This is a genomic window from Pseudomonas sp. NPDC012596, from assembly GCF_042902325.1.
Taxonomy (GTDB): domain Bacteria; phylum Pseudomonadota; class Gammaproteobacteria; order Pseudomonadales; family Pseudomonadaceae; genus Aquipseudomonas.
Genome location: NZ_JBIBEB010000023.1, coordinates 65,043 through 76,990, shown reverse-complemented (window position 1 = coordinate 76,990; position 11,948 = coordinate 65,043). Strand labels below are relative to the sequence as shown.

Genomic DNA, 11,948 nt, shown 5'->3' with positions numbered 1-11,948 from the left:
TATTGGGGCCGCGTTGCGGCCCCAGTTTCCGCCAATCAACGCCGAACCAGCAAAACCCCACTTTCCATATGGTGGGTGTAAGGGAACTGGTCAAACAACGCACAACGCTCGATGCGGTGCGTGTCCTGCAACTGCTCGATGTTCGCCGCCAGCGTTTCCGGGTTGCACGAAATGTACAGAATCCGCTCGAAACGCCGGGTCAGCTCGCAGGTATCCGGGTCCATGCCCGCGCGTGGCGGGTCGACGAACACAGTACCGAACGCGTAGCTTTTCAGGTCGATCCCTTCCAGCCGGCGGAACGGGCGCACGTCATTCAGCGCCTGGGTCAGCTCTTCTGCTGACAACCGCACCAGCCGCACGTTATCCACAGCGTTCTCGTCAAGGTTGCTCAGTGCAGCATTGACCGAGGTCTTGCTGATCTCGGTGGCCAGCACCTGGCGCACCCGTGTGGCCAGCGGCAGGGTGAAGTTGCCGTTGCCGCAATACAGCTCCAGCAAGTCGTCATCGCGATCGCCGATGGCCTCGAATGCCCAGCTCAGCATTTTCTGGTTCACCGCGCCGTTAGGCTGGGTGAACGCACCTTCCGGCTGACGATAGCTGAACACACGGCCGGCGACCTCGAGTTTCTCCACGGCATAGTCACGGCCAATCACCAGGCGTTTGCCTTTGGACCGGCCAATCAGGCTCACACCCAGCGCTTCAGCCAGTTCCCGCGCGGCCACTTCCCAGGCTTCGTCGAGCGGGCGGTGGTAGCACATCGTGACCATCGCATCGCCGGCCAGCGTGGTCAGGAACTCCACCTGGAACAGGCGATTGCTGAGTTCCTCACTGGCCTGCCAGGCCGCCTTCAAGCGCGGCATCAGGTCGTTGATGCGCTGGCTGGCAATGGGGAAATCGTCGATCAGGATGGCCTTGTGCTTCTCGCCCGGGGCGAACATCGCATAGTGGCGCTGGCCGTCCTCGCGCCACAGGCGGAACTCGGCTCGCAGCCGGTAGTGCTCGCGCGGCGAGTCGAAGACGGCCGGCTCCGGCGCGCCGAACGGGGCCAACAGCTCGCGCAGGCGGGCGACTTTGCCCTGAAGTTGCGCGTCGTAGGCGCTAGGGTCGAATGCAGCACTCATGCGTTGAACCAGCCCAGCTTGATGACGAACAGGATGGAAAGGATCACCAGTGCCGGGTTCAGGTCGCGGTGGCGGCCCGAGATCAGCTTCACGGCGGTCCAGGAGATGAAGCCGAAGGCGATGCCGTTGGCAATCGAGTAGGTCAGCGGCATCGCCAGGGCGGTGACCACCACGGGCGCAGCTTCGGTGACGTCGTCCCAGTTTATTTCCGCCAGGCCCGAGGCCATCAGCACGGCGACGAACAGCAGCGCCGGGGCGGTGGCGAAGGCCGGTACGCTACCGGCCAGCGGGGCGAAGAACAACGCCAGCAGGAACAGCACGGCAACCACGATGGCTGTGAGGCCGGTGCGGCCACCAGCGCTCACGCCCGCCGCCGACTCGATGTAGCTGGTGGTGGTAGAGGTGCCCAGCAGCGAACCGGCCATGGCCGCCGTGCTGTCGGCGATCAGGGCGCGGCCCATCTTCGGCATGTGGCCGTCCTTGCCCATCAGGCCGGCGCGCTTGGCCACGGCGATGAGGGTGCCGGAGTTGTCGAACAAGTCGACGAAGAGGAAGGCGAAGATCACGCTGATCAGGCCCACATCGAGGGCACCGGCGATGTCCAGCTGCAAGAAGGTCGGTGCCAGCGAAGGAGGCATCGACACGATGCCGCCGAACGGCGTGACGCCCATGGCGATAGACGCGACGGTGACGGCCAGGATGCCGATCAGCACCGCGCCGCGCACTTTCAGCGACTCAAGGCCGACGATCAGGAAGAAGCCCAGTGTGGCGAGGATCACCGAAGGCTGCTTCAGGTCGCCCATGCCCACCAGGGTAGCTGGGTTATCGACGACGATGCCGGCGTTATGCAGGGCGATCAGCGCCAGGAACAGGCCAATACCGGCCGCGATGGCCGAGCGTAGTGGCAGGGGGATGCTGTTTACGATCCATTCGCGGATACGGAAGATCGATAACAGGAAGAACATCACCGCCGACAGGAACACCGCACCCAACGCCACTTGCCAGGTGTGGCCCATGTGCAGGACCACGGTGTAGGTGAAGAACGCGTTCAGGCCCATGCCCGGCGCCAAGGCGATCGGGTAGTTGGCGATCAGGCCCATGGTGGCCGAGCCGATGGCCGCAGCCAGGCAGGTGGCGACGAAGATCGCACCCTTGTCCATGCCGGTTTCGCCGAGGATGCTCGGGTTGACGAACAGGATGTAGGCCATGGCCAGGAAGGTGGTGACGCCCGCGAGAATCTCGGTGCGCACGTTGGTGTTGTGTGCTCTTAGTTGAAACAGCCTTTCCAGCATGCCCGCTCCCCAAGGCGCCCCCGGCGCCGTGAATGTATCGACCCCATCAGCAAAGCACAGACCGTACCGGTTGCCGTGGTTTTGTGTGGGGAGGAAAAAAGCCGCGCATCATACCAGCATGCTTGGCGGGGGCCTATGGCCGTTGGGGAATGGGTTTACACAGCCGGTACCGGCCCTGCGGGAGCGGGCTTGGCCCGCGAAGAGGCGGGCACAGGCAACTGATCAACCGTTATGCAACCGGTCCCGCTTGGCCAGGGTCGGGAACAGCTTTATCCACACCCCCGTCACCACCAGGGTGCCCACACCGCCCAGCACTACCGCCGGCACCGTACCAAACCAGTGCGCCGTGACCCCCGATTCGAATTCGCCGAGCTGATTCGAGGCACCGATGAACAACCCGTTGACCGCGCTCACCCGGCCGCGCATCTCGTCGGGCGTCTCCAGCTGCACGAAGGCGCCGCGGATCACCATACTGATCATGTCTGCCGCGCCCAGCACCACCAGCACTGCCAACGAGAACCAGAACGAGGTCGAAAGGCCAAACGCGATCGTCGCCACGCCGAACACGCCGACCGCGGTGAACATGATGCGGCCGACCTTGCGCTCAACCGGGAAGCGCGCCAGCCACAGCGACATCAGCAGCGCTCCCACCGCCGGTGCCGAGCGCAGCAGGCCCAGGCCCCAGGGGCCGGTTAACAGTATGTCCTTGGCGAACACCGGCAACAGCGCGGTGGCACCGCCCAGCAGCACCGCGAACAGGTCGAGCGAAATGGCCCCGAGAATGTCTGGCCGGCTGCGGATGAAGCGAATCCCGGCCAACAGCGACTCCAGACTGGCGCGCCCGCGCTGCGGTACCTGCTGGCGCGAGTCCAGGCTCAGCATCAGCAGGCAGGCAATGGCATACAGGGCCACGGTCGGGCCGTACACCCAGATGCTGCCGAAGGCATAGAGGAAACCGCCCACGGCCGGGGCGACGATGGTCGCCGCCTGGGTCGCCGAGGCAGACGCCGCCACAGCCCGTGGAAACAGCCCGGGCGGCACTACATTGGGCAACAGCGCCTGGGTGGCGGGCATTTCGAACGAGCGCGTGGCGCCCAGCAGGAAGGCCAGCACGAAGATCAATTCGCGGCTCACGTTGTCGGTGGCGCTGCCCAACGCCAGGGCCAGGGCAATCAGCCCCTGCAGGGTCTGGCACAGGGCGGCGACCTTGCGTCGGTCGTAACGGTCGGCGACATGCCCGGTGTGCAGCATGAACAGCACGCGCGGCGCGAATTCGACCAGGCCGACCAGGCCCAGGTCGAGCACATTGCCGGTCAGCTGGTACAGGTGCCAGCCAATGGCCACGGTGAGCATCTGGAAGCCGCTGGCGGTGAATACCCGTGCCAGCCAGAAGGCAACGAACGGGCGGTGGTGGCGTAATAACTGCGGTGCTGAATCAGACATCGCGAACCTGTGGCCTCGGCGCAGTAGAGGGGCCCGCAGCGTATCATCTGTTTGTAACAAACAGTTACTGTTTGGCCTGATCGGCACTTTTCAATGCTTCCCGAAAGAGGGTGGGGCAACAGGTCACGCGGCAATCAACCACACGGCCCATCCGGCCATTCGGGACTATGCTTCCTAGCAGTCGTTGATCTGGATCAATCGTTCCAGAAACAACGAATTGGCCTGTGGGCCGAAATCCCTGCGATCGAACAGAACAATTCCAACAGGCCGCACTCGACTGAGACGTGGGGGCAGTGGGCAACGGGGCCACGAGCCCGGAAGCCGGATTATCTGAAGAGGAAGCACCATGTTCGGAATAGAAGCCCTCGAGCTCGCCCGAATTCAGTTTGCCTTTACCGTGTCGTTTCACATCCTGTTCCCGGCCATTACCATCGGCCTGGCGAGCTACCTGGCGGTTCTCGAAGGCCTCTGGCTGAGGACCCACGAGCAGGTCTACCGTGACCTCTACCACTTCTGGTCGAAAATCTTCGCCGTCAACTTCGGCATGGGCGTGGTATCCGGCCTGGTCATGGCCTACCAGTTCGGCACCAACTGGAGCCGCTTCTCCGACTTCGCAGGCGCCGTCACGGGCCCGCTACTGACCTATGAAGTGCTGACCGCGTTCTTCCTCGAGGCGGGCTTCCTCGGCGTCATGCTGTTCGGCTGGAACCGTGTGGGCCGCGGCCTGCACTTCTTCGCCACGGTGATGGTGGCGCTGGGCACCCTGGTGTCGACGTTCTGGATCCTCGCCTCCAACAGCTGGATGCAAACCCCGCAAGGCCACGAGATCATCGACGGCCGTGTGGTTCCGGTGGACTGGCTGGCGGTGATCTTCAACCCGTCGTTCCCCTATCGCCTGATGCACATGGCCACTGCCGCCTTCGTCGCGACGGCCTTCTTCGTCGGCGCCTCGGCGGCCTGGCACCTGCTGCGCGGGCGCGACAACCCGGCCGTGCGCAAGATGCTCTCGATGGCCATGTGGATGGCGCTGATCGTCGCGCCGGTGCAGGCAGTCATCGGTGACTTCCACGGCCTCAACACCCTCAAGCACCAGCCGGTAAAGATTGCCGCGATCGAAGGCCACTGGGAGAACGTGCCCGGCGAGCCAACCCCGCTGATCCTGTTCGGCATCCCCGACATGAAAGCCGAAACCACCCGCTTCAAGGTCGAGATCCCGGCGCTTGGCAGCCTCATCCTCACCCACAGCCTGGATAAACAGGTGCCGGCCATGAAGGAGTTCCCACCCGAGGACCGGCCCAATTCGACCATTGTCTTCTGGTCGTTCCGGGTCATGGTCGGGCTGGGCTTCCTGATGATCTTCGTCGGCCTGTGGAGCCTGTGGCTGCGCAAGCGCGGCACCCTCTACAGCTCACGGCCGTTCTTGTACCTGACCCTGTGGATGGGCCCGTCCGGCCTGGTCGCGATCCTGGCCGGCTGGTTCACCACCGAGATCGGCCGTCAGCCGTGGGTGGTCTATGGCCTGATGCGCACCTCGGAAGCTGTGTCCAACCACAGTTACGCACAACTTGGGTTCACCCTGGTGGCTTTCGTGGTGGTGTACTTCGCGCTGTTCGGCACGGGCCTGGGCTACATGATGCGCCTGGTGCGCAAAGGGCCGAAAACAGGCGAGGGTGATGATCACACGCCGGGTGGCCCCGGGCAAAAACGCACGCCGGCACGGCCGCTGTCTGCCGCCGATGATGGCCGCGAGGCCAACACACCCAGCCTGAGCAAGGAGAACTGAGCCATGGGTATCGACCTTCCGCTGATCTGGGCTGTGATCATCATCTTCGGCGTCATGATGTACGTGGTGATGGATGGTTTTGACCTCGGCATCGGCATGCTCTTCCCGTTCGTCAAGGACGAGCATGACCGTGACGTGATGATGAACACCGTCGCCCCCGTGTGGGACGGCAACGAGACGTGGCTAGTGCTCGGCGGTGCCGGGCTGTTCGGGGCGTTCCCACTGGCCTACGCAGTGGTGCTCGAAGCCTTGTACCTGCCGCTGATTTTGATGCTCATCGGCCTGATATTCCGCGGCGTGGCGTTCGAATTCCGCTTCAAGGCCAAGGATGACAAGCGCCATATCTGGAACAAGGCATTTATCGGCGGCTCGCTGGTGGCGACGTTCTTCCAGGGTGTTGCGCTGGGCGCGTTCATGGAAGGCTTCAAGGTGGTCGACCGGCATTACGCCGGCGGCACGCTCGACTGGATGACCCCGTTCAGCCTGTTCTGCGGCCTGGGCCTGATCGTTGCGTATACCTTGCTGGGCTGCACCTGGCTGATCATGAAGACCGAGGGGCCGTTGCAGGCGCAGATGCACAAGCTCGGCCGGCCACTGGCACTGGTGTTGCTGGTGGTGATCGGTATCGTCAGCCTGTGGACGCCGATCGCTTACCCGCAGATCGCCGATCGCTGGTTCAGCATGCCTAACCTGCTGTGGTTCATGCCGGTGCCGGTTCTGGTGCTGGTGACCTTCTACGGCCTGTTCAAGGCGGTGGCGCGCAGTGCCAACTACACGCCGTTCCTGTTGACCTTGGTGCTGATCTTCCTTGGCTACAGTGGCCTGGGCATCAGCCTGTGGCCGAACATCATCCCGCCGTCGATCTCGATCTGGGAGGCTGCTGCACCGCCACAAAGCCAGGGCTTCATGCTGGTGGGCACGCTGTTCATCCTGCCGTTCATCCTTGGGTACACCTTCTGGAGCTACTACGTGTTCCGCGGCAAGGTGACCCACGAAGACGGCTATCACTAGGAGAGGTGCATGATGGCTGGCAAACATGGCCTTGAAGAGAAAAAACCGCTTTGGCAGCGGCTGGGCTGGCTGCTGCTGATCTGGGCGATGAGCGTGGCGGCGCTGGGCGTGGCTGCCTATGTGATGCGGCTATTCATGGGGGCGGCCGGGCTGACCACCCATTGAAGGCTAGCCAGTGATGGGCCTATCGCCGGCAAGCCGGCTCCTGCAGGTACAGCGTTGTGCTTGAGAGCACCGCAATGCCTGTGAGAGCCGGCTTGCCGGCGACAGGGCATTGAATGTCTACTTGCGGGCCTTGAGGATCACGAACTTAGGCGTCGCCGCCACTTGTTCCACCCCTCTGAACAACCGCGCCAGCTTGCTGTGATAGCCCAGGTGACGGTTGCCGACGATATACAGCGCCCCCCCCACCACCAGCGCTTCGCGCGCCTGCTGGAACATGCGCCATGCCAGGAAGTCGCCCACCACCTGCTGCTGGTGGAACGGCGGATTGCACAGCACCACGTCCAGCGACTGTTTTTCCACCCCGGCCAGGCCGTCGCCTGCCAGCACCGTCACCTCGCGGTCGCCCAGCGCCGCCTGCCAGTTTTCCTGGGCCGACTGCACCGCCATGTACGACTCATCGACCAACAAGTACTGCGCTAGCGGGTTGGCCAGCGCGCTGGCGATACCGAGCACGCCGTTGCCGCACCCCAGGTCGGCAACCCGTGCATTGCCCAGGTCGCGTGGCAAGTGCGGGAGGAACGCGCGGGTGCCGATGTCCAGGCCGTCGCGGCAGAATACGTTGGCGTGGTTGAGCAGTTCCAACGCAGGGGCGTCCAGCTGGTAGCGGGTCGGGTAGGGCGAACGTGCAACGGGGCGCTCGGCGACGGTAGCGGTCAGCAGGCGCGCTTTTTTCTGTGCCAACGAAGCCTGCACCGGGCCGATGTACTTCTCCAGCAAGTCGCCAGCCGCCCGCGGCAGGTGTTTGATCATGGCCCCGGCAATCACTTGTGCGCCGGGGGCCAGGTGACCTTGCAGGCGGATCAGTTGCTCTTCAAGCAGTGCCAGGGTCTTGGGCACGCGCACCAGCACGCGATCGAACGGGCCCTGCCAGTGCTCGCTGGCGGGCACGAATGGCACGCTGTCGAACGCCTTGCCGTTGCGCGCGAGGTTTTTTTCCAGGGCCAGGTGGGCCAGGTGCGAGTCGCCGCTGCTGACTACCGACAGGTGGCCGGCCAGGCTGGCGGCCAGGGCACCGAAGCTGTCATTGAGTACCAGCACCCGGGACTCGGCAGCCAGCTGTTGCCCATGCAACTGTTCGAGCAGGTATTCATCGGCCGCATCGAAGGCCTGCAGCGGGTCGTTGGCCTGGTCCGGTTGGCGGATCAGGTCGAGTTCGGCGAAGGGGGTGGTCAACAAGGGCATGGCGTCTGGCTCGGGTACGGATCTGCCCGTTGCGGATGGCGACGGGCTTTGGCCCGTGATTCTACAGGGCTTTACCGACGGTCGCAGGCCTCACTATTCATCGATCAGGCCGCGCATCATGGCGATGGCGATAGCGCCTGCCTTGTTGGCGGCGTTGGTTTTGGTGATCACGCTGCGGATGTGGAAGTTCACCGTGCTTTGCGAAAGGGAAAGGATGCAGGCTACATCGGCGGCCGTCTTGCCGGCGGCCGACCATTTGAGCACCTCGAGTTCGCGCTCGCTCATCTTGACGGGAGGCGAACTGAGCTTGGCCAGGTGATGCTCGCTGACGATCGCGTGCAGGGTGTGGCATAACCACTGCACTTTGCCGGCCTTGTCGTAGAGCTCGGCGATGCTCACCTCGCCGATGGGCCGGCAAACACTGACCTGGCTCTCGTTGTGCTTCAGGTCGTGCAGCGACTGTGTCCAGCCATGGCGCAGGCCGTGTTCGCATGCCTGCTGGCGAAAATGCGGCGTTTCACGATAAAGCTCATCTGTCCACAGCACCGGCATCGTCGAGGCATGGCTACAGATGGCTGCCGCGTCCTCCTTATAGAACTCATCGCGCTGATAACGCTCGATCCAGGCCTCGGGGTAGTTGCTGTAGAGGTAGAGCCTGGGTGACTGAGCTGCAAGCTGAATGCGAATTTTCAGGCCCAGGAAGTCCATTTCCATATCCTGTGCCAGGTGCACCGCGAGGTCGAACACCTTTTGCGGCGCGCTCTCGCTGATCAACCTATGTAGATGCTCGTGATTCCATTGAAGCATCCGGCACACTCCCTTGGTTTGCGGATCCAATCCGTTCGCATACCCGAAGCATTGTAGGAAAAGTCCGAGCGCCATGTTGGGATTTTTTGTTATGACAATCAGCTTTCTCTGAGAAATCGGCACGATTGACTTGCCGTGCCCCTACATCTAGGTGGTTTTTATCCAGGCTGCTTTGCGCGACACTGTGCACACGCTATTTTTGGAGCCCGTCATGACCGCCAGTGCCGACAAGTTTACCCGCCAGACCCTGCTCGACGTCCAGCCGCTGACGCCGAACCTGTTCAGCCTGCGGGTGACTCGCGATACGGGGTTTCGCTTCCGTGCCGGCCAGTTCGCCCGGCTTGGCGTAACCAAGGCCGACGGCAGTGTGGTCTGGCGTGCCTATTCCATGGTGAGTGCGCCGCACGACGAACACCTGGACTTCTTTTCCATCGTGGTGCCGGGCGGGGAGTTCACCAGCGAGCTGAGCCGCCTGGGTGAGGGCGACACCTTGCTGATCGACCGCCAGGCATTCGGCTTCCTGACCCTCGACCGCTTCGTCGGCGGGCGTGACCTGTGGTTGCTTGCGACCGGTACCGGCATTGCTCCGTTCATGTCCATCCTTCAGGACTTCGAAGCCTGGGAGCGCTTCGACAACATCAAGTTGGTGTATTCAGTGCGCGAGGCGAAGGAGCTGGCGTATGTGGACGACATCGCCGGGCTGGAACAGCGTGAGTACCTGGCCGAGTTTGCAGGCAAGTTGCAGTTTATCCCGGTGGTTACCCGCGAGCCCCACCCGGGGGCGTTGAATGCACGCATCACCACACTGATCGAGACCGGCGAGCTGGAGAAGGCGGCGGGGCTTGAGTTTTCGCCGGAGCACTCGCGGATCATGCTCTGCGGTAACCCAGAGATGATCGATGACACGCGCAAAGTGCTCAAGGCGCGCGACCTGCAGCTGAGCCTGAGCAAACGGCCGGGGCAGGTAGCGGTGGAAAACTACTGGTGATGCACGGGGCCGCTTTGCGCCCCAATCGCCGGCTTGCCAGCCATTGGGGCGCCAGGCGCCCCCAGATTGTTCAAGGCAGGCGATCCTGGTTCTGCGTCTTGAGCAGGTCGCGAATCTCGGTCAGCAATGTTTCCTGAGGCGTCGGCGCAGGCGGCACGCTCGGGGCCACGGCTTCCTCGCGCTTCAGGCGGTTGATGACCTTCACGCCCATGAAGATGGCAAACGCCACGATCACGAAGTCGATCACGGTCTGAATGAATTTGCCATAGGCCAGCACCACGGCGGGTATATCGCCTTCGGCCGCCTTCAGGGTAATGGCCAGGTCACTGAAGTCCACGCCGCCGATCAGCAGCCCCAGTGGCGGCATCACCACGTCGCCGACAAAAGAGGAGACGATCTTGCCGAAGGCTGCGCCGATGATGATACCGACCGCCATGTCGACGACATTGCCTTTGACCGCGAAGGCCTTGAACTCACTGATCATTCCCATGTTCGATTCCTTTGTAACAAATGGTGAGGTTAACGCAGTGTAAGCCACTAAAACGCTTCATGCGTGACGTTCAGGGGTAGTGACTGCGCTTAGAACGAATAGTTTTGTCGCATCCCAACGCGTTCGAGGCACGTCTGTGTCGGCTATCATGGCGACTTTTTCCAGGAGACCCTGCCCCATGGCCAAAGCCAAGCGTTTGTATGGCTGCACCGAATGTGGTGCGACCTTCCCCAAATGGGCCGGCCAGTGTGGCGAATGCGGGGCCTGGAACACCCTGGTCGAAACCATGATCGAGAGCGGTGGCGCGGCGGCGCCCAGCGGGCGTACAGGTTGGGCGGGGCAGCAAGCGCAGCTCAAGACCCTGGCCGAAGTCAGCGTCGAGGAGATTCCGCGCTTCACCACCAGCAGCACCGAGCTCGATCGCGTGCTGGGTGGCGGCCTGGTCGATGGCTCGGTGGTGTTGATCGGCGGCGACCCCGGCATCGGCAAATCGACCATCCTGCTGCAGACCTTGTGCAACATCGCCGTGAACATGCCCGCGTTGTATGTCACAGGCGAGGAATCGCAACAGCAGGTGGCCATGCGCTCGCGGCGCCTGGGCCTGCCGCAGGACAAGCTCAAGGTCATGACCGAAACCTGCATCGAGACGATCATCGCCACGGCGCGCCAGGAAAAGCCCCGCGTCATGGTCATCGACTCGATCCAGACCATCTTCACCGAACAACTGCAGTCGGCCCCTGGCGGCGTGGCACAGGTGCGCGAGAGTGCCGCCTTGCTGGTGCGCTATGCCAAGCAGAGCGGTACGGCGATCTTCCTGGTTGGCCATGTCACCAAGGAAGGTTCGCTGGCAGGGCCTCGCGTGCTGGAGCACATGGTCGACACGGTGCTGTATTTCGAGGGCGAATCCGATGGCCGTCTGCGCCTGTTGCGGGCAGTGAAGAACCGCTTTGGCGCAATCAACGAGCTGGGTGTGTTCGGCATGACCGATCGCGGCTTGAAGGAGGTTTCCAACCCTTCGGCGATCTTCCTCAACCGGGCCCAGGAGGAAGTGCCGGGCAGTGTGGTCATGGCTACCTGGGAAGGTACCCGGCCGATGCTGGTGGAGGTGCAGGCGCTGGTCGACGACAGCCACCTGGCCAACCCACGGCGGGTCACCCTTGGCCTGGACCAGAACCGCCTGGCCATGCTGCTGGCTGTCCTGCACCGCCATGGCGGTATTCCCACCCATGACCAGGACGTGTTTCTCAACGTGGTCGGTGGGGTAAAGGTGCTCGAAACGGCCTCCGACCTGGCCTTGCTGGCGGCGGTGATGTCCAGCCTGCGCAACCGGCCATTGGCCCACGGGTTGCTGGTGTTCGGCGAAATCGGCCTGTCCGGCGAAGTGCGGCCGGTGCCGAGCGGGCAGGAGCGCTTGAAGGAGGCGGCCAAGCATGGCTTCAAGCGGGCCATCGTGCCCAAGGGCAATGCACCGAAAGAATCGCCAGCGGGGCTGCAGGTGATTGCCGTGACCCGGCTGGAACAGGCCCTGGATGCTTTGTTCGAGTAATTCATAGTCTGTACTGGCTCCTTCGCGGGGCAAGCCCGCTCCCACAGGCTCCCCACAGGG

11 protein-coding genes are annotated in these 11,948 nt (G+C 63.1%); 5 read left to right on the top strand and 6 right to left on the bottom strand.

What is annotated here, in order from left to right; all coding sequences use genetic code 11:
• Positions 1-35: 35 nt before the first annotated feature.
• The 3 genes from trmA to ACFY68_RS23435 all read right to left on the bottom strand — a co-directional run bounded on the left by trmA (position 36) and on the right by ACFY68_RS23435 (position 3,856).
• Positions 36-1,121: a tRNA (uridine(54)-C5)-methyltransferase TrmA gene (trmA, locus tag ACFY68_RS23445; RefSeq protein ID WP_387532320.1), complete on the bottom strand. Its 1,086-nt coding sequence runs from the start codon at positions 1,119-1,121 to the stop codon at positions 36-38.
• On the bottom strand, positions 1,118-2,413 hold the full coding sequence (locus ACFY68_RS23440) for an NCS2 family permease (RefSeq protein ID WP_016497921.1): 1,296 nt from the start codon (positions 2,411-2,413) through the stop codon (positions 1,118-1,120). Before ACFY68_RS23440 ends, trmA begins: the two co-directional genes overlap by 4 nt.
• Positions 2,414-2,635: 222 nt before the next feature.
• Complete coding sequence (locus tag ACFY68_RS23435; RefSeq protein ID WP_387532317.1) at positions 2,636-3,856, bottom strand: MFS transporter; 1,221 nt, start codon at positions 3,854-3,856, stop codon at positions 2,636-2,638.
• Between the two features lie 346 nt (positions 3,857-4,202).
• On the opposite strand from ACFY68_RS23435, the gene ACFY68_RS23430 reads away from it, so the two are divergent.
• Genes ACFY68_RS23430 through ACFY68_RS23420 form a run of 3 tightly spaced genes read left to right on the top strand, consistent with a single transcriptional unit; the run spans position 4,203 to position 6,815 of the window.
• Positions 4,203-5,639: a cytochrome ubiquinol oxidase subunit I gene (locus ACFY68_RS23430; RefSeq protein WP_346613904.1), complete on the top strand. Its 1,437-nt coding sequence runs from the start codon at positions 4,203-4,205 to the stop codon at positions 5,637-5,639.
• 3 nt (positions 5,640-5,642) lie between these two features.
• A complete protein-coding gene (gene cydB / locus ACFY68_RS23425) occupies positions 5,643-6,650 on the top strand; it encodes a cytochrome d ubiquinol oxidase subunit II (RefSeq protein WP_387532314.1) in 1,008 nt (335 codons plus the stop codon).
• A 9-nt stretch (positions 6,651-6,659) separates the two neighbouring features.
• On the top strand, positions 6,660-6,815 hold the full coding sequence (locus tag ACFY68_RS23420; protein ID WP_346613906.1) for a DUF2474 domain-containing protein: 156 nt from the start codon (positions 6,660-6,662) through the stop codon (positions 6,813-6,815).
• 117 nt (positions 6,816-6,932) lie between these two features.
• Here the strand turns inward: ACFY68_RS23420 and ACFY68_RS23415 are convergent, their stop codons facing one another.
• Both ACFY68_RS23415 and ACFY68_RS23410 read right to left on the bottom strand, forming a co-directional pair.
• The gene (locus ACFY68_RS23415) at positions 6,933-8,057 is read right to left on the bottom strand and encodes a methyltransferase (RefSeq protein WP_387532311.1); all 1,125 of its coding nucleotides are present in this window, start codon (positions 8,055-8,057) and stop codon (positions 6,933-6,935) included.
• Positions 8,058-8,150: 93 nt separating this feature from the next.
• The gene (locus ACFY68_RS23410; protein ID WP_387532398.1) at positions 8,151-8,864 is read right to left on the bottom strand and encodes an autoinducer binding domain-containing protein; all 714 of its coding nucleotides are present in this window, start codon (positions 8,862-8,864) and stop codon (positions 8,151-8,153) included.
• 211 nt (positions 8,865-9,075) lie between these two features.
• Between ACFY68_RS23410 and ACFY68_RS23405 the strand changes: the two genes are divergently transcribed.
• Positions 9,076-9,852, top strand: coding sequence for a ferredoxin--NADP reductase (locus ACFY68_RS23405; RefSeq protein WP_346613909.1), 777 nt, complete (start codon positions 9,076-9,078; stop codon positions 9,850-9,852).
• 70 nt (positions 9,853-9,922) lie between these two features.
• Here ACFY68_RS23405 and mscL read toward each other — a convergent pair whose 3' ends face one another.
• Complete coding sequence (gene mscL / locus ACFY68_RS23400; protein WP_346613910.1) at positions 9,923-10,342, bottom strand: large-conductance mechanosensitive channel protein MscL; 420 nt, start codon at positions 10,340-10,342, stop codon at positions 9,923-9,925.
• 178 nt (positions 10,343-10,520) lie between these two features.
• Between mscL and radA the strand changes: the two genes are divergently transcribed.
• A complete protein-coding gene (gene radA, locus ACFY68_RS23395; RefSeq protein WP_387532307.1) occupies positions 10,521-11,888 on the top strand; it encodes a DNA repair protein RadA in 1,368 nt (455 codons plus the stop codon).
• The last annotated feature ends 60 nt before the right edge of the window (positions 11,889-11,948 follow it).